At 70.1% G+C, this 16,752-nt stretch carries 16 protein-coding genes; 7 read left to right on the top strand and 9 right to left on the bottom strand.

All coding sequences use genetic code 11. From position 1 onward, the window contains the following. Window positions 1–2: 2 nt before the first annotated feature. On the bottom strand, window positions 3–719 hold the full coding sequence (locus ATL45_RS36895) for a FadR/GntR family transcriptional regulator (protein ID WP_093160836.1): 717 nt from the start codon (window positions 717–719) through the stop codon (window positions 3–5). A 276-nt stretch (window positions 720–995) separates the two neighbouring features. On the opposite strand from ATL45_RS36895, the gene ATL45_RS36890 reads away from it, so the two are divergent. Genes ATL45_RS36890 through ATL45_RS36880 form a run of 3 tightly spaced genes read left to right on the top strand, consistent with a single transcriptional unit; the run spans window position 996 to window position 4,684 of the window. Further along, window positions 996–2,195, top strand: coding sequence for a fumarylacetoacetate hydrolase family protein (locus ATL45_RS36890; protein WP_093160833.1), 1,200 nt, complete (start codon window positions 996–998; stop codon window positions 2,193–2,195). After that, on the top strand, window positions 2,192–3,145 hold the full coding sequence (locus ATL45_RS36885; RefSeq protein WP_093160832.1) for a C-terminal binding protein: 954 nt from the start codon (window positions 2,192–2,194) through the stop codon (window positions 3,143–3,145). Before ATL45_RS36890 ends, ATL45_RS36885 begins: the two co-directional genes overlap by 4 nt. Before the next feature lie 24 nt (window positions 3,146–3,169). After that, window positions 3,170–4,684: an aldehyde dehydrogenase (NADP(+)) gene (locus ATL45_RS36880; RefSeq protein ID WP_093160830.1), complete on the top strand. Its 1,515-nt coding sequence runs from the start codon at window positions 3,170–3,172 to the stop codon at window positions 4,682–4,684. Window positions 4,685–4,740: 56 nt separating this feature from the next. Here ATL45_RS36880 and ATL45_RS36875 read toward each other — a convergent pair whose 3' ends face one another. Further along, entirely contained in the window at window positions 4,741–5,400 is a 660-nt protein-coding gene (locus tag ATL45_RS36875) for a DsbA family protein (RefSeq protein ID WP_093160828.1), read from the bottom strand. Window positions 5,401–5,848: 448 nt separating this feature from the next. On the opposite strand from ATL45_RS36875, the gene ATL45_RS36870 reads away from it, so the two are divergent. Continuing rightward, the gene (locus ATL45_RS36870) at window positions 5,849–6,694 is read left to right on the top strand and encodes a M23 family metallopeptidase (protein ID WP_246025753.1); all 846 of its coding nucleotides are present in this window, start codon (window positions 5,849–5,851) and stop codon (window positions 6,692–6,694) included. Window positions 6,695–6,697: 3 nt separating this feature from the next. On the opposite strand, the gene ATL45_RS36865 is transcribed toward ATL45_RS36870, so the two are convergent. Both ATL45_RS36865 and ctaD read right to left on the bottom strand, forming a co-directional pair. Further along, the gene (locus ATL45_RS36865) at window positions 6,698–7,627 is read right to left on the bottom strand and encodes a cation diffusion facilitator family transporter (RefSeq protein ID WP_093160826.1); all 930 of its coding nucleotides are present in this window, start codon (window positions 7,625–7,627) and stop codon (window positions 6,698–6,700) included. A gap of 86 nt (window positions 7,628–7,713) precedes the next feature. Continuing rightward, window positions 7,714–9,312: an aa3-type cytochrome oxidase subunit I gene (gene ctaD / locus ATL45_RS36860; protein ID WP_246025752.1), complete on the bottom strand. Its 1,599-nt coding sequence runs from the start codon at window positions 9,310–9,312 to the stop codon at window positions 7,714–7,716. A gap of 88 nt (window positions 9,313–9,400) precedes the next feature. Between ctaD and ATL45_RS36855 the strand changes: the two genes are divergently transcribed. After that, window positions 9,401–10,165 (top strand): thioredoxin-like domain-containing protein, encoded by a 765-nt coding sequence (locus ATL45_RS36855; RefSeq protein WP_093154380.1) that lies wholly within the window; start codon window positions 9,401–9,403, stop codon window positions 10,163–10,165. Next, entirely contained in the window at window positions 10,162–10,800 is a 639-nt protein-coding gene (locus ATL45_RS36850) for a DUF305 domain-containing protein (RefSeq protein WP_246025751.1), read from the top strand. Before ATL45_RS36855 ends, ATL45_RS36850 begins: the two co-directional genes overlap by 4 nt. A 309-nt stretch (window positions 10,801–11,109) precedes the next feature. Here the strand turns inward: ATL45_RS36850 and ATL45_RS36845 are convergent, their stop codons facing one another. The 5 genes from ATL45_RS36845 to ATL45_RS36825 form a co-directional block, all read right to left on the bottom strand. Further along, a complete protein-coding gene (locus ATL45_RS36845; RefSeq protein ID WP_439332477.1) occupies window positions 11,110–12,387 on the bottom strand; it encodes an MDR family MFS transporter in 1,278 nt (425 codons plus the stop codon). Continuing rightward, on the bottom strand, window positions 12,384–13,490 hold the full coding sequence (locus ATL45_RS36840; RefSeq protein WP_093154383.1) for a PLP-dependent cysteine synthase family protein: 1,107 nt from the start codon (window positions 13,488–13,490) through the stop codon (window positions 12,384–12,386). Before ATL45_RS36840 ends, ATL45_RS36845 begins: the two co-directional genes overlap by 4 nt. A gap of 101 nt (window positions 13,491–13,591) precedes the next feature. Continuing rightward, a complete protein-coding gene (locus tag ATL45_RS36835; protein WP_093154385.1) occupies window positions 13,592–13,978 on the bottom strand; it encodes a hypothetical protein in 387 nt (128 codons plus the stop codon). A gap of 202 nt (window positions 13,979–14,180) precedes the next feature. Further along, complete coding sequence (locus ATL45_RS36830) at window positions 14,181–15,149, bottom strand: M56 family metallopeptidase (protein ID WP_093154388.1); 969 nt, start codon at window positions 15,147–15,149, stop codon at window positions 14,181–14,183. Then, window positions 15,146–15,505, bottom strand: coding sequence for a BlaI/MecI/CopY family transcriptional regulator (locus ATL45_RS36825; protein ID WP_093154391.1), 360 nt, complete (start codon window positions 15,503–15,505; stop codon window positions 15,146–15,148). Before ATL45_RS36825 ends, ATL45_RS36830 begins: the two co-directional genes overlap by 4 nt. 187 nt (window positions 15,506–15,692) lie before the next feature. Here ATL45_RS36825 and ATL45_RS36820 point away from each other — a divergent pair, with 187 nt between their 5' ends. Continuing rightward, complete coding sequence (locus ATL45_RS36820) at window positions 15,693–16,478, top strand: cytochrome c biogenesis CcdA family protein (protein ID WP_093154393.1); 786 nt, start codon at window positions 15,693–15,695, stop codon at window positions 16,476–16,478. Window positions 16,479–16,752: the final 274 nt, after the last annotated feature.

The following is a 16,752-nucleotide window of genomic DNA, read 5'->3' as shown; positions in this document are numbered from 1 at the left end:
GGTCAGTTCGTCCGGGCGGACTCGGCCTCACCGGAGAGCAGCCGGTCGCTGTGGCGCATGATGCGCCGCAAGTGGTTCTCGGTCGCGAAACGCGCGCGCGAGGGGTCCCCGGCGCTGATCGCCTCCGCGATCTCGACGTGCTCCTGAACGGTGTGGCACGCCTCGACGGAGTAGCCCGGTCCCTTCCGGTAGGCCTCCCGCAGGAACCCGTTGATCGGCCGGATCACCAGGGCGAAGAAGGGGTTTCCGCTGGCCTCGGCGACGATCTCGTGGAAGGCCAGATCGGCGTCGAGGAACTCGCCGCGCTCCTGGTCGGCTGCCGCCAGTCGCTGGTTGGCCTCGCGCATCGCGATCAGGTGCCGGTCGGTTCGCCGCGCCGCGGCGAACACCGCCATCTCGACCTCCAGCACCAGCCGGATCTCCTGGAGCTGCTCGAAGGTGCCCTGGCTGAGGCGCAGCAGCAGCGCGTACTGGTCGGCGATCAGCCTGCCGTCGAATTCCGCGACGGTCATCCCGCGGCCCGGCTTGACGGTGACCAGCCCGCGCTGCACGAGCAGCCGTGCGGTCTCGCGGACCACGGTGCGGCTCACGTCGAACCGCCCGGCGATCTCGGCCTCGGTCGGCAACCGGTCGCCGGGGGCGAGTTCGAGGATCTCCTCCTGGAGGGTGTCGGCCAGGGCTTCCGGCAGCCGCTTTCGCGAGCCGAGGTCTTCGGTCATGGTCAGATTGTATGATGAAGTCACCTCTTGGGGGAACCGAGAGTCTCATGTCCGGTGGCTCCCCGCTTCGCGCAGTGTCTTGATTTGCAAGTGATGATCGGGCACTCTCGGGCAGGTTGGTGCTTCAGGTCACAACGAGTTGACCCTAGATTTGTATGACGATAGGACATTGGCAGGCAAGTCGCTGACGTTCTCGCAGCGCTCTTCGTGCCCCTCCAGTCGTTGCCCCCGTCGTTCCCGGTCGTGGCAGCGCTGCATCCGTAGGAAGGCGATCCCGTGACTCTCACCGCTCATGCCGACCTGATCCCGCCCCAGGACGCCGAGCGCGCCGCGCTGCTCGCCCGCGTCCACGACCCGGAATCGGGCGGCCCGTGCGTGGCCGCCGTGCGCGGCCGGACGGTGGTCGACCTGACCGAGGTCGAACCGACCGTGTCCGGCCTGCTGGAACGATCCGACGCGGTGGAGATCGTGCGCTCCCACCCCGGTGGACGCCGGTGGCAGCTGTCCGATCTGCTGCGGGCGACGCTCGCCGGAGAGCGCACCGAGGCCCACTTCCTCGCTCCCGTCGACCTCCAGGTGCTCAAAGCCGCCGGGGTCACCTTCGTGCGCAGCATGCTGGAACGCGTCATCGAGGAGCGCGCCGACGGCGACCTCCGCCGGGCGGAAGCGATCCGCGCCAAGCTGGGTGATCTGGTCGCCGGACGGATCTCGCAGGTGCGGCCCGGGACACCGGAAGCCGAGCGGGTCAAGGAGGTGCTCGTCCAGGAAGGGCTGTGGTCGCAGTACCTGGAGGTCGGCATCGGCCCCGATCCGGAGATCTTCACCAAGGCGCCGGTGCTGTCGGCGGTGGGCACCGGCGCCGAGATCGGCGTGCTGGCCCGGTCGACGTGGAACAACCCGGAACCCGAGCTGGTGCTCGCGGTGACCTCCGCCGGAGTGCCGGTGGCGGCCACGCTCGGCAACGACGTGAACCTCCGGGACTTCGAGGGGCGCAGCGCCCTGCTGCTGACCGAGGCCAAGGACAACAACGCCTCCTGCGCGATCGGCCCGTTCCTCCGGCTGTTCGACGCGGACTTCACCCTCGACGACGCGCGGAACACGGAGGTCTCGCTGCAGATCACCGGCACCGACGGCTACCGGCTCGAAGGCGTCAACCCGGTCGCGGAGATCAGCCGCGACCTGGCGGACCTCGTCGGCCACGCCTGCGGCCGCCACCACCAGTACCCGGACGGGTTCGTGCTGTTCACCGGCACGATGTTCGCCCCGACCGAGGACCGCGACGTGCCGGGCCAGGGCTTCACGCACAAGCGCGGCGACGTGGTGCGCATTTCCTCCCCGGCGCTGGGTTCGCTGGTCAACACCGTGAACAGCGCGGAGGACGCCCCGGACTGGGAGTTCGGGATCCGCGCGCTGATGAACAACCTCGCAGCGCGCGGTCTCCTGGGCCGGCACCGCACGGGGGAGGGAGAGGCATGACCCGGGTGGTCGTGACCGATCACGCGTTCGGCGACGTCGTCGAGGAAGCCTCCGTCGCGCGGCGCTTCGACGCCGAGTTCGCCGAGCTGCAGTGCGAGACCGAGGCCGAAACCGCCGCCGCGGTGACCGGTGCCGACGTGGCGTTCGTCAACTTCGCACCCATCACCGCCCGAGTCCTCCGCGCCATGGCACCGGGAGCGACCGTCATCCGCTACGGCATCGGGTACGACAACGTCGACCTGGTGGCGGCCCGGCAGCTCGGCATCGCGGTGGCCAACGTTCCCGACTACGGCAGCGACACCGTCGCGGACCACAGCGTGGCGAGCCTGCTCGCCCTGTTGCGGAAGCTGACCGCCTACGACCGCCGCGTGCGCGAAAGCGGTTGGTGCGCCCCGCGCGATCTCGGTTCGCTGCCGGGATTCGCCAGCACGACGGTGGGGCTGATCGGCCTCGGACGCATCGGGATCGCGGTCCGCGAACGGTTGCGGGCCTTCGGTTTCCGGGTGATCGCGTGCGATCCCCACGCAGCTCCCGGCCTCGCCTCGGAGCACGACGTCGAGCTGGTCGGGCTGGCGGAGCTGCTGGCCGAATCGCACGCAGTGTCGCTGCACGCGCCGCTCACGCCCGGCACCAAGCACCTGCTCGACGGCGATGCCTTCGCCCGGATCAGGCGCGGCGCGGTCGTGGTGAACACCTCGCGGGGCGGGCTCGTGGATCACGACGCGCTGGCGGACGCGGTCGAATCGGGGCAGGTCTCAGCCGCTGCGCTGGACGTCTTCGACAGCGAGCCCCTGGCTGCCGACTCCCGGCTGCGCCTGCTGCCGCAAGTGCTGCTGACGCCGCACACGGCGTTCTTCTCGGACAGCTCGCTGGCGGCCCTGCAACGCCTGGCGGCCGAGGAGGCGGTCAGAGCGCTGTCGAAGGAACCACTGCGCTGCCCGATCAAATGACCAGCACGACGAACAGGAACACCATTGAGCCAGGGAATCGACCCGCGCACCGGTGAGCCGGTGGGTCCCGAAGTTCCGGACAGCTCCGCCGAAGGGGTTTCCGAAGCCGTCGCGCGAGCTCAGGAGTGCGCGCAGTGGCTGGCTGATCTGCCGCACACCCGCCGAGCCGGTTTGTTGCGCGCGCTGGCGACGGCGCTCCGGGAGGACGAGTCCGCCCTCGTGCGGCTCGCCGACGCCGAAACCGGGCTGGGGGAGCCGCGACTCACCGGCGAACTCGCCCGCACCGCCGCTCAGCTGGACATGTTCGCCGACGTGCTCGACGACGGCGCCTTCTGCGAAGCGGTCATCGACCACGCCGATCCGCGGGCGGTGCCGCCGCACACCGACCTGCGCCGGGTGCTCGCCCCGCTCGGACCGGTCGCGGTCTTCGCCGCCAGCAACTTCCCGTTCGCCTTCTCGGTCGCGGGCGGCGACACCGCGAGCGCGCTGGCCGCCGGCTGCCCCGTCGTGGTCAAGGCCCACCCGAGCCACCCGGGTCTGTCGGTGCGCATCGCCGAGCTGCTCGCGGATGCGCTGGCCGGGGCCGGTGCACCGCGGGGCGTGCTCGCGGTCGTGCACGGGCACGAGGCGGGCGAACTGCTCGTCACGGACCCGAGGATCACCGCGGTCGGGTTCACCGGCTCGACCCGCGGCGGGCGCGCCCTGTTCGACCTCGCTTGCTCCCGACCGGATCCGATCCCGTTCTACGGCGAGCTGGGCAGCATCAACCCGGTCGTCGTGACCGAAGCGGCGCTGGAGCGGCGTGGCGATGAGATCGCCGCTGGACTGGCCGGCTCCTTCACGCTGGGAGCGGGGCAGTTCTGCACGAAACCCGGAGCGGTCTTCGTCCCGGCCGGCCGGGGGTTCGGCGACCAGGTCGCCGAGGCGGTCAGCGCTGCCGAGGCCGCACCACTGCTCAACGCGAGGATCCGCGACGGCTACGTGACCGGTGTTGCGGCACTGGGTGATGTGCCCGGTGTGAAGACCTTGCTCTCCGCCCGGGGCGGTGCGGGGTACTGCGTGCGGCCCGCGGTGCTCGCCGTCGATGCGCAGGTGTTCACCGAGCAGGCCGACGTCCTCGCCGAGGAGTGCTTCGGTCCCTGCACCCTGATCGTCGAGTACGCCGGTGCCGATGAGCTGGCTGCCGCGCTGGCAGTCCTGCCGGGCAGCCTGACCGGCAGTCTCCACGCGGAGCCCACCGAACCGGGTGCTGCGGGCCTGCTGGCAGCCCTGCGGAGGAGGGTCGGTCGCGTCATCTTCAACGGCTGGCCGACCGGGGTCGCGGTGACCTGGTCGCAGCACCACGGCGGCCCGTGGCCCTCGACCACCGTGCCGCTGCACACCTCGGTCGGTGCGACAGCCGTCCGGCGCTTCCTCCGCCCGGTCACCTACCAGGACGTGCCCGGCGAACTCCTGCCCGCTGCGTTGCGCGAGGACAATCCCCTCGGCATCCCCCGGCGGGTCGACGGGGTGCTCATCGGAGGCCGGTCCCAGGGCTGATCCGCCGCCGCGAGCGGAGCCGGTGGCGAAGTGGGCCACGCGCGTGCGCCTGCGGACTACTTCGCCAGTGCGGTGTCGATGGCGTCGGTGAGGTGCTGGTAGGAGTCGGGGACGAACTTCTTGCCGTTCAGGAAGAAGGTGGGCGTGCCCTCGACACCTACGGCCAGCCCGTCGTTCCAGTCCTTCTTGACGCGGGCAGCCGTGGCGGGGCTGTTCAGGTCGGCCTGGAAGCGCTCGATGTCCAGGCCGATGGCGCGGGCGTAGTCGAGGAACACCGCTTCCTGGGACTCCTGCTTCTCGCCCCACGCCTGCTGGTTGTCGAAGAGGGCCTGGTACATCTGCTCGAACTTGCCCTGCGCCGCGGCCGCTTCGGCGGCTCGGGCCGCCAGGTCGGCGTTGCGGTGGCTCGGCACCGGGAAGTAGCGGACGACGTAGTTGATGCGCCCGTCGTAGTCGGCGCGCAGCTGCTCCATCGCCGGGTAGACCGCGCCGCACGCTTCGCACTCGAAGTCGAGGAACTCCACCAGGGTCACCTTGCCGTCAGCGGCGGTGGACAGCTGGTGGCTGTCCTCGCGGACCAGCAGTCCGGCGGGCAGCGGGCCGGGTTCGGCGGGGGCGGCTTCCGGATCTGCCGGCCGGTTCACGAGCAGCAGCGTGAAGATCGCCACCGCCGCGACACCGATGACGACGAGGGTCAGTTGGAGATTCCTGCTCATGGGCAGTTCCGCCTCTCCGCGATTTTCAGTGGTGGTTGCGTCCGGAGGGATCTCACGTTTGCGGTTTCTTGTGGCTGGGTTGCGTCACGGTCCCCTGAGGCGCGGTTGCGCAGGGCGGGGTTGACGCGGGGTTGCCCGTGAACGCATCTGTCGTACTTGGTTGGTCACTAACGTCGATAGTAGATCAGTCGTCCGGTGCCGCTGCGAGGGTCTCCGCTATATCTGTATCCACTGTGGATTGACGTTAACGAAGAGTGACCGTACTAGATGATTTAGTAGACAAGGTCGGGCTGGTGTCGTAACCTTGCCGCGACCTTCCGCGGGTCGCTGTCGGTGACGGTTTTCGGGGGCCGTTCGGGTGGGCTGCGGCTGCCAGGCGCTGCGCGCGCCTGCAGCGGGTCGCCGGCTGGGGGGTGCAACGCGAACGTGATGATCTGAAAGGCGGCACGTGCGACACGATCGGGCCAGCGGCGGTACCCCCGCATCCAGCCGCAAGGAGCGCCTCGCCTCCCGGGGGCACGTGCAGGAAGACCCGGAGGACCGGGTTCTGGAGCAGCGCCCCGGGCTGCGGCCATCGGGTGTGGTCCGGGCCTACGTGACGATGCTGGGCGTGATGGGCGGAGCTCTCGCCGCAGCGAGCGTGGCCTCGACGCACGAAGCGCAGGCGTCCGGGCACCTTGAAGGCCTCGACAGCGGCATCGCGCCGGTGGCCTCCATCGGCCACATCATCGCCGACGGGCCCGCCCCGCCACCGGCCTCGCCCAACCTGCTGCCCGCGCAGTCGGCTTCCGGGGAGCACGACGAGCTGGCGGGCCTGAACAAGAGCCTCCGCCTCGACGAGGAACGTGCGGCGGCGGAGGCCGAAGCCGCTCGCCAGCGGGAGGCCGCCGAGCGGGAGGCGTTGCGCAACCGCGTCGTGTGGCCGGTGGCGGGGCGGATCACCTCGATGCCGGGCGCGCGGTGGGGGACCACGCACTACGGCCTGGACATCGCCAACAGGATCGGCACCCCCATCTACGCGGTCAAGCGCGGCGTGGTGATCGACGCCGGCCCGGCCAGCGGCTTCGGGCTGTGGGTGCGGCTGCGGCACTCGGACGGCACCACCACCGTCTACGGTCACATCAACCGCGCGCTGGTGCGCAAGGGGGAGAGCGTCGAAGCGGGCGATGTCATCGCCGAGGTCGGCAACCGCGGCCAGTCGACCGGCCCGCACCTGCACTTCGAGGTGTGGGACGCGAGCAGCCGCAAGGTGAATCCCTACACGTGGCTGCGGAACAACGGAGCCCGGGCCTGAGGCCTACCAGCTGAGCTGTTGGCAGCGGCTGGCCGCTTCGGCGGTCTCGATCTGCAGGGTCGCGTGCTCGAGCTGGTACTTCTCGGCCAGCAGGCGCTGCGCGGCCACCAGCACGGCCGAGGAGTCGGCGTCGGCGTCGACCTTCAGGTGCGCCGAGGCGACCTCCATCCCGGAGGTGAGGGTCCACACGTGCAGGTCGTGGGCTTCCTGCACGCCGGGCAGCGCGCTGAGGTCGGCGGTCATCCCGGCGACGTCGATGCGCTCGGGAGCGTGCTGCAGGAGGATGCGCAGCGCGCCCTTGCCGAGGCTGAACGCCCTGGGCAGCACGAACAACCCGATCGCCACACCGATGATCGGGTCGGCGTAGCGCCAGCCGAACAGCAGCGTCACGAGGCCGCTGACGAGCACGCCGATGGAGCCCAGCATGTCGGCCATGACTTCCAGGTAGGCGCCTCGGACGTTGATGCTCTCCTCGGCGCCGGAGCGCAGCAGCAGGAGCGCGGCGACGTTCATCACCAGGCCGACCACGGCGACGATGCTGACTGGCAGGCCTGGGACTTCCGGCGGCTCTTCGAACCGGTCGATCGCCTCGTAGAGCACCCACCCGGCCACCGCGAACAGCAGAACGGCGTTGAACAGCGCGGCGAAGACCTCGGTGCGGTAGAGCCCGAACGTGCGGTTGGCGCGGGCGCTGGCCCGCTGCGCGATCAGGATCGCCGCGATGGCCATCAGGATGCCGGACACGTCGGTGAACACGTGCGCGGAGTCGGACAGCAGCGCCAGCGACCCGGTGGACAGGCCCACGACGACCTGCGCTCCGAAGGTGACCAGGCCCAAGCCCGCGGCGAGCCACAGCCGCCGGAGGTGCTTCGAGGAGGCGCTCGCCGCCTGGGCGGGCGATATCCCGTGTCCGTGCCCGTGTCCGTGCCCCATGTCCGTCCCTTCCGTCGCTGTCGTCCAATACATAGTGACATGCGCATGAATGCACGACAAGGGTGGGATGGGCATGGGCACGTTGCTCAGCCGGGCCGCTCCGAGGACTCGGTGAAGTTGTGCCGCGGCGGCGGGCAGGAGGTGGCCCACTCCAGCGAGTTGCCGTAGCCCCACGGGTCGTCGACCTCGACGACCTCGCCGTAGCGGTAGCTCTTGAACACGTTGTAGAGGAACGGCAGCATCGAGGCACCCAGGATGAACGCACCGATCGTGGAGATCGTGTTCAGCATGGTGAAGCCGTCGGACTCCAGGTAGTCGGCGTACCGGCGCGGCATGCCCTCGTTGCCCAGCCAGTGCTGGACCAGGAAGGTGCCGTGGAAGCCGATGAAGGTGAGCCAGAAGTGCAGCTTGGCCAGCCGCTCGTCCATCATCCGGCCGGTCATCTTCGGGAACCAGAAGTAGATGCCTGCGAAGGTCGCGAACACGATCGTGCCGTAGAGCACGTAGTGGAAGTGCGCGACCACGAAGTAGGTGTCGGACACGTGGAAGTCGACCGGCGGCATCGCCAGCAGCACACCGGTCAGACCGCCGAAGAGGAAGGTGACCAGGAAGCCGACGCTGAAGAGCATCGGTGATTCGAAGGTCAGCTGGCCCTTCCACATGGTGCCGATCCAGTTGAAGAACTTCACACCGGTGGGGACCGCGATCAGGAAGGTGGTGAAGGCGAAGAACGGCAGCAGCACCGCGCCGGTGGCGTACATGTGGTGCGCCCAGACCACGACCGACAGGGCCGCGATGCCCAGCGTGGCGTACACCAGGCCGGAGTAGCCGAAGATCGGCTTGCGGCTGAACACCGGGAAGATCTCCGAGACGATGCCGAAGAACGGCAGCGCCACGATGTAGACCTCGGGGTGGCCGAAGAACCAGAACAGGTGCTGCCAGAGGATCACGCCACCGTTGGCCGGGTCGAACACGTGCGCACCCAGGTGCCGGTCGGCCATCAGGCCCAGCAGCGCGGCGGTCAGGATCGGGAACGCCATCAGGATCAGCACGCTGGTCACCAGGATGTTCCAGGTGAAGATCGGCATCCGGAACATCGTCATGCCCGGCGCGCGCAAGCAGACCACCGTGGTGATCATGTTCACCGCACCCAGGATGGTGCCCAGACCACCGACGGCCAGACCCGCGATCCACATGTCCGCGCCGTGGCCCGGCGAGTGCAGGGCGTCCGACAGCGGGGTGTAGGCGAACCAGCCGAAGTCCGCGGCGCCGCCCGGCAGCAGGAAGCCGCTGACGACCATCAGACCGCCGAACGAGTACAGCCAGTACCCGAGGGCGTTCAGCCGCGGGAACGCGACGTCGGGGGAACCGATCTGCAGCGGCAGGATGTAGTTCGCGAAGCCGAACAGGATCGGCGTCGCGTACAGCAGCAGCATCACCGTGCCGTGCATGGTGAACAGCTGGTTGTACTGCTCCTGCGACAGGAACTGCATCCCCGGAACGGCGAGCTCACCGCGGATCAGCATCGCCATCAGGCCGCCGACCAGGAAGAAGCCCATGGAGGTGATCAGGTAGAGGATGCCGATCTGCTTGTGGTCCGTGGTGCGCAGGATCCGCGCCGCGTACGAACCCTTGCGCGCTGGGCGGGGGCGCGCGGCGACCGGCCGCGGCACAACCGTTGTCATCGCTTTCGCCTGACAGCCCGGAGGCCGGGCGCTGCGTAGCGTCACTGTATAACTTAGTACTATTGACCGTAGTACTACGGTGGTTCTCGTGAAACGAGCAGGTACGGGCAAGCAGGCGAGCAAGGCGCTGGCGGGCGGCGGCGGGCTGCCGTGGGCGGGCATCACCGCGGTCGCAGTCGTGCTGGCGTTCGCGGGCGGCATCTTCGGTTACGTCTACGTCCAGTACGCCGACAAGACCGAGCGCGACGCCGCGATGGCGAAGTGGACGCCGTCGGAGGCCAATCGCGACCCGGCGCGGCAGATCCCGGGCGTGGTCGTCGAGGACTACGAGGCGGGCAAGCACGTCGATCCGGCGCAGCGGGTGAACTACGACTACAGCCCGGCTTTCGGCGGGCCGCACGACGGAATCTGGGCCGCGTGCGAAGGAACGGTGTACGAGGTCCCGGTGCGCACCGAGAACCTCGTGCACTCCTTGGAACACGGCGCGGTGTGGATCGCCTACGACCCGGAGCGGGTCGACGGCGCCGCGCTCGACGCCTTGCGCGCGAAGGTCGACGGGCAGCAGTACATGGCGTTGTCGCCGTATCCCGGCCTGGACCAGCGGATCTCGCTCCAGTCGTGGGGGCGTCAGCTGAAGCTGGCCGACGCCGGTGATCCGCGCATCGACCAGTTCATCTCCTCGACGCGGACCAACCCCTACACCCATCCCGAGGTCGGCGCGTCATGCTCGGCGCTGGGGCCCGGTGGATTCGACCCCGACTCCCCGCCGCCGTTCGACCCGAACCCGCCGGGACCGGACGCGGTTCCGATGGCCGCGGGCCGCGGTGCTGCGGGGCAGGAGGATCCGGCGTGAACTCCCTGCGCACCGCATCGCGCACGGTGCGGATCGCCCTGGGAGCGGCGATGCTGCTGGCCGTCGGGCTGCTCGTGGCGTCCGGAGTGCTGTCGCTGCGGGTGGGCGAGCCGGATTCGGCCGATCCGGTCGACGTCGGGTTCTCGCAGGACATGAGCGTGCACCACCTGCAAGGCGTGCAGATGGCCTCCATCGCGCGGGAGAAGAGCCAGGACCGGCTCATCCGGCAGCTGGCCTTCGACATCGAGACCACGCAACTGGAGCAGACCGGCCGGATGAAGGGCTGGCTGAGTCTGTGGAACGAGCCGGATCTGGCGCCCGGCAACCCGATGACGTGGATGGCGGCCGAGCACGACCAGCACACGCCGCAGCGGACCGCGATGCCCGGCATGGCGTCCAAACAGGACCTCGACCGGCTGCGCTCGCTCGAAGGGCCGGAATTCGACGCGTTCTTCCTCCAGCTGATGATCCGCCACCACCGAGGCGGTACGCCGATGATGCAGTACGCATCGGAGAGGGCCGAACGCCCCCAGGTGCGCAACCTCGCCCAGCAGATGCTGACGGCGCAAACAGCGGAAATCGACGTGATGACCCGAATGCTCGCGGAACGAGGAGCACGTCCCCTGCCGGACTGACCCAGCGGAGCGGACCGGGAAGGGCCCGCACCTGTCGGCGTGCCGACCACCCGACCTACCGGCAGTTGCGGGCGACTTCCGCGATTTCAATGGAAATCAGGTCCACGATTTCAATGGAACTTGCGGAAGTCGCCCGCACCTCCGGCGTGTCGCGCCCCGACAAGCCGGGGCGTGTCGGGAACTACGCGATTTCAATGGAAATTGGATGTCTGATTTCCATTGAAATTGCGGATCTCGGGGCCTGGGTGGCATGGGGAAGGGGTGCCGCCCGGGGGTGGCGCCCCTTCCACGCGTGAGCCGGTCAGGACATCAGCCGGTCGCCGGTTGCAGGCCGGGGGCGGTCAGTCGGCGGGTGCGCTGGAGCGCGGCGATGCCGCCCGCGCAGAGCAGGCCCAGGGCCGACATGACCATCCAGGGCAGCGCGGGCAGTCCGGTCGAGCGAGCGAGGTCGAGTACGCTTCCCGTCGCGAGGTTGCCGAGCATGATCCCGATTCCGCACACCGTGTTGTACAGGCCGTAGTGCGTGGCGATGAGCCTGTTGCCCGCGAGGGTCACGATGGTGTCCATCTCGAAGGGGAAGACGATCACCTGCGCCAGGCCGATCAGTGCCGCGGACAGCACGAGCGGGGCGGCTCGCAGCACGATCTCCTCGGCTGTGGTCGCGGTCGGCAGTCCGGCGGTGAGCAGCGGCGGGAGGAATGCCGCGCCCATCACCAGCAGGCCGACGACCAGGCAGACGCCGGGATCCCAGCGCCGCTTGCACCACGCCGTGATGCGCAGCTGCCCCGCGATCGCCAGCAGCCCGGACACCGCGAACAGCGAGGCGACCACGGCGGTGCCGGCCAGGCCGTCCCCGGCGAGCCGCCGGGCCTCCAGCGGCAGCGCCAGGTAGACCTGGAACGACAGCACGTAGCTGCCGATCATCACGACCGAGAAGGCGACGAAGGACCGGTTGGCGACCACGCTCCGCCAGTCGGCCAGGACCGACCGCCCGCCGGCCTCCTCGCGGTAGCCCTTGCGCTGCGGCAGGGCGCGGATCTGCAGCGCGGTCAGGACCGCGAAGACCGCCGCGGCGGTGAAGCACGTCGCCTGGAAGGCGATTCCGGTCAGCGCCATGCCGACCAGCGGCCCGAGCAGGATGCCCGACTGGTAGAAGATGTTGAACAGCGCGAACGCCTCGACCCGCCGGTCACCGGCTTCGTGCGAGAGGTAGGCGCGGACGGCCGGGTTGAACAGCGCCCCGGCGAATCCCGTTGCGGCCGAGGCCAGCAGGAGCGCGGGAACGGAATCCACGATGCCCAGCAGCGCGAATCCCGCGGTGCGCAGCGAGCACCCGGCGATGATCAGCGGCTTGTAACCGAGGCGGTCCGCGAGGGTGCCGCCGATGAGGAACATGCCCTGCTGCGCGAAGTTCCGGACCCCGAGCACCAGCCCGACGAGCCAGGTCGCCAGCCCGAGCCCGCCGGACAGGTGCGCCGCCAGGTACGGGATGAGCATGTAGAAGCCCAGGTTGATGGTGAACTGGTTGATCACGAGCAGCTGAACGGTCCGGTTGAACGACCGGAACTGCTTGGCGGTCTGGATCAACGCCGATCGCCCTCCGCCGGATCGACCACGTCGCCGCACCGCGTCCAGCGCGAGACCTCCCGCTCCAGCGGATGGGCCAGCACGTCCGGTTCTTCCGGCGGAGCTGCCCGCAGCAGGTCGTGCCGCTCGCAGTACTCGTCGTTGTAGACGGTGTCGAAGTAGCGCTGCGGGCCGTCCGGGAAGACGGCGGCGACCCGGGTGCCCGGCCCCGCGGTGCGGGCGACCCAGCCGGCGACCAGCCCGACGGCGCCGACGCTCCAGCCGCCGCTGGCGTAGGTCGTGGCGGCGAGGCGGCGCGCGGCCCACACCGCCTCGGCCGGTCCGACCCAGTGCACCTCGTCGAAGGCCGGGTAGTCGATGTTGCGCGGGTGGATGCTCGACCCGAGTCCGCGCATGATCCGCTGCCTCGCGGGCTGGCCGAAGATGGTGGAGCCGATCGTGTCGACGCCGACGAGGCGCAGCTCCGGGAAGAAGCTGCGCAGCACCCGGGTCACGCCGGCCGAGTGGCCACCGGTGCCCACCGAGCACACCAGGACGTCGACGCAGCGCAGCTGCGCGGCGAGTTCCAGCGCCAGCGGCGCGTACCCGGCGATGTTGTCGGGGTTGTTGTACTGGTCCGGGCAGAAGGAACCGGGCGTGGCCGCGAGGCGCTCGGCGACCCGGTCGCGGCGCGCCTGCTGCCAGCCGCCGCTCGGGTGCGGCCGGGTGACCACGTCGATGCGCGCCCCGAACGCCCGGAGCATCCGGTGCATGATCGGTTCCAGGCCGGGATCGGTGACCAGGGTGACCGGGTGCCCGTAGGTGATCCCGGCGAGGGCGAGCCCCAGGCCCAGCGTGCCGCTGGTCGATTCGACGATCGTGCCGCCCGGTTCGAGCTCGCCGCGCTGCCGGGCGCGTTCGACCATGTGCAGCGCGGGCCGGTCCTTCATGCCGCCCGGGTTGTGCCCTTCCAGCTTCGCCCAGAACCCGGTTCCGGGCGGGTTGAACGGCTGGTCGATCCACAGGACCGGGGTGTTGCCGACGGTGGTGTCGATGGCGTGGGCAGGCCGCAGCGCCGTCGCCGCGCCGGAGCGGTCGCCGGTGCGGGGGAGGAGTCCTTGCATCGCGTTCCTCGCAATCGCGCAGGTGCGGGTATCGGGTGCACCGGTCCGCGGTCGGCGGGTGCGGTGCGTCGATCGTGATCAGGACAGGAAGCGATAACTGATCACGTTCGCGAGATGCACGTGGAACTCAGGACGTCCCGTCCGTGCGGCGGCAGGGCCGGGCGCGGCAGGGCGGTCGTGGTCCGGTGGAACGCGGAGGGGAATTCCTGGCCGCCGGTGGCCGGATCGAGCAGCAGCGCTGCGGTGTCCAACGTGGATCCGACGTCTCGCGCGGAGGCCGCGCACTCGGCGTCGCCGGGGCCGTGCTCCAGGGAGTCGGGGCGATTCTCGCCGCACGGCTGCGAGTGGGAGCTGATCTGCGAACCGGCTGCGCAGGTGGTCGGGGTACCGATCAGGGTGTGCGCGGCGAGGAAGGTGCCCAGCGTCAGCAGGATGACGCAGAGCGCCGGAATTCCCGCGGTGCGGACAGTGGGCAGCCGGTTGCACACGGTGAGAACCGTACTGGAGGTGTGTTCGCCGCGTTGATCCGGGGCGTCGTTTTATGTTCTGCCGCAATGCTTTTGGGTTAGCGTGGGAGCGATCTGCACAGGACGTCACGGCTACTATTGATCTTAGTAGTGCTTTCGGGTGACGGTCATCGGCGTGCGGCGGGGAGCGTCGGTGACCGATCGTCACCGCCCGGCGGGAGGATCAGAAGCCGAACGCGAACGGGCAGGTGAGCATCGCCAGCACGGGCAGCAGTGCGATGCCGGCGAGCGTCGGCAGCGTGGCGGCGGTCAGTCCCGCCACGCCGGAGGCCAGCGCGCGCTTGGTCCGGCCCGGCGCCGACGGCAGGGCGCTGAGGTGGTGGAGCCGGAGGGCCACTGCGCTGTTGGCCATCCCCAGCGCGTGCGCGGGCGTCGAGCCTCCGCCGCGCCCGCCGGACATGTGCAGGAGCGCGGAGCGCACCGCGCCGGGGCCGTGCAGGTGCGCGGCCGAGCGGTCGGCGGCCAGTTCGACGGCGGTGCGCACCAGCTCCGGGGAGCGCCGCATCAGCGGGAGCCACGGGGCCGAGCGGGACAACGCCTCGGCCAGGCCGACGAGGAGGTGGTGGCGGCCTCGGAGGTGTGCTCGTTCGTGCTCCAGCACCGCGGCGGCATCGGGGCCGAGGCGGTCGCGGACTCCGTCGGTGGCGACCACGAAGCCCGGCGTGCCCGCCACGCTGTAGGCCATCGGCTCGGGGTGCGGGAGCCACATGATCGGGAACGCGCCGGACTCGGGGCGCGCCGCGATGCGCAGCAGGTCGAGGTGGCGGCGGTGCTCGCGCCGCTGGCGCCGGGTGTGCCGCAGCAGCCCGATGCTCACCCGGGACGACAGGCCGGCGATCGCGGTGAGCAGCAGCAGTCCCGCTGCCAGGTGGAGCTGGGGTGCGGAACCGTGCTGCAGGGCCGTCCAGCAGTGGTGGAGCAGCTGGACGAGCAGCGGTGCCGGGCCGTGGGTGGGCAGCACCGTGATCGTCAGGGCCGCGGTCACGGTGACGAACGTGGTGGCGACCAGGCCGCCCCACGTCATCAGCACGAGCTGCGGATCCATCCGCCGCTGCAGCATCCGGTTCAGCACCGCGGGGCCGAACCCGGCGACGAACGCCACGCCGAGCAGCAGGGCTACCGCGAGGATCATCGCCGGGGCCGTCGGCGCAGGCCGCGCCGCAGGGCGGCCGTCTCGTCGTCGGAGGCCGACTGCGCGAAGTGCAGCAGGACGGCTTCGGGATCACCGCTGGAGTCGAGCAGCTCGCGCAGCACGCGCGCGGCGGCCTCCTCGCGGCTCTCGGCGGGGGTGTAGAGGTAGGCGCGGTTCTGCAGCTCGCGGTCCGCCCAGCCCTTGCGGTGGAGGTTGTCCAGCACCGTCATCACCGTCGTGTAGGCGAGATCGCGCGTTTCGTTGAGCTTCGCGAGGACTTCGCGCACGGTCATGGGCGCGGTGGACGTCCACAGCACGTCCATCACACCGTTCTCGAGCTCTCCCAGGCCCTGCATGCCACCTCCCGTCTCCGGGTGTTGAGGATACCGGGTCCGCCGTGCCGGGATCGCGGGCCAGTGCCGGGGTGACGCGCACCGCTAGTACTATCCAGGATAGTAGTAAGGCGGCCCCTGCGGAGGTGGTGGAGATGTCGTTGCCCGGATCCGGATCGCGGCGTGGTGACGGGTGGGCGGGGGTTCTGCTGTGGACCTGACGGATCTGGCCATCTCCGGCCCGCTGCTGCTGGCCGCGCTGCTCGCGGTGGTCGCCGGCGCGGTGTCTTTCGCCTCGCCGTGCGCGATCCCGCTGGTGCCGGGCTATCTCGCCTACCTCGCGGGTTTGGTGGGCGTCCAGGCGCCGGCGGTCGACCTGTCCGAGCGGGAGCGGCGCCGACCGGTCGGCCGGTGGCGGGTCGCCGGTGCGGCGCTGCTGTTCGTGCTCGGGTTCACCGTCGTGTTCGCGGCGGCGACGGTCACGGTGCTCGGCTTCTCGGACGCGGTGCTGGCCAACGAGCTGCTGCTGCAGCGCATCGGCGGGATCGTCACCGCCGTGATGGGACTGGTGTTCCTCGGCTTCATCCCGCCGCTGCAGTTCGACTGGAAGCTGCGGCACACGCCGCGCCGCGACGGCCTGTGGGGTGCGCCGCTGCTGGGTGCCGTCTACGGCCTCGGGTGGACGCCCTGCCTCGGCCCGACGCTGACCGGGGTGATCGCGGTGGCCAGCGGAACCGATGTCGGTCCCGCCGTGTGGCGCGGGCTCCTGCTGGTGCTGGCCTACTGCCTGGGGCTGGGGCTGCCGTTCGTGGTGCTGGCGCTCGGCCTGCGCTGGGCGGTCCGGGCGGCGGACTGGCTGCGCAAGAACGTCCGCCGGATGCAGCAGATCGGCGGGGTCTTCCTCATCGTGATCGGGCTGGCCCTGGTGACCGGCCTGTGGGGTGAGCTGATCGCCTGGATGCGCGGGCCGATCGCGGGTTTCACGCTGCCCATCTGATCGCGCCCGGGGCTGCGGACCGGTCTCGCGCTGGGGGAGGGCGGTGAGGGGCGGTCCGCAGCCCCGGTGTTCTCCGGGTCCTCGATCCCCGGCGAACTCGTCAACTATTACAGATAGTAGATTGCTTGGCAAGGTGGCCCCGGATTCGATATTCCGCTGCGGCACAAGGAAATCTCCACTACTAAGATTGATAGTAGACAGCGGTTCGGGGATCGAGTAGCTTCCGGTCCGGGGGGCGGAAGTTCGTGATCCGGCAACGGCCCGGTGATGCAGA

The organism is Saccharopolyspora antimicrobica (assembly GCF_003635025.1).
GTDB classification, from domain to species: domain Bacteria; phylum Actinomycetota; class Actinomycetes; order Mycobacteriales; family Pseudonocardiaceae; genus Saccharopolyspora; species Saccharopolyspora antimicrobica.
Note: the sequence above shows the minus strand (reverse complement) of the source record. Positions and strands in the feature narration are given on the sequence as shown.

Bases quoted from the DNA above. Each gene is read 5' to 3' on its own strand.
- ATL45_RS36830 (WP_093154388.1), bottom strand. From the start codon at position 15,149: ATGATCCTCGCGGTAGCCCTGCTGCTCGGCGTGGCGTTCGTCGCCGGG.
- ctaD (WP_246025752.1), bottom strand. From the start codon at position 9,312: ATGACAACGGTTGTGCCGCGGCCGGTCGCCGCGCGCCCCCGCCCAGCG.
- ATL45_RS36895 (WP_093160836.1), bottom strand. From the start codon at position 719: ATGACCGAAGACCTCGGCTCGCGAAAGCGGCTGCCGGAAGCCCTGGCC.
- ATL45_RS36865 (WP_093160826.1), bottom strand. From the start codon at position 7,627: ATGGGGCACGGACACGGGCACGGACACGGGATATCGCCCGCCCAGGCG.
- ATL45_RS36840 (WP_093154383.1), bottom strand. From the start codon at position 13,490: ATGCAAGGACTCCTCCCCCGCACCGGCGACCGCTCCGGCGCGGCGACG.
- ATL45_RS36825 (WP_093154391.1), bottom strand. From the start codon at position 15,505: ATGCAGGGCCTGGGAGAGCTCGAGAACGGTGTGATGGACGTGCTGTGG.
- ATL45_RS36885 (WP_093160832.1), top strand. From the start codon at position 2,192: ATGACCCGGGTGGTCGTGACCGATCACGCGTTCGGCGACGTCGTCGAG.
- ATL45_RS36875 (WP_093160828.1), bottom strand. From the start codon at position 5,400: ATGAGCAGGAATCTCCAACTGACCCTCGTCGTCATCGGTGTCGCGGCG.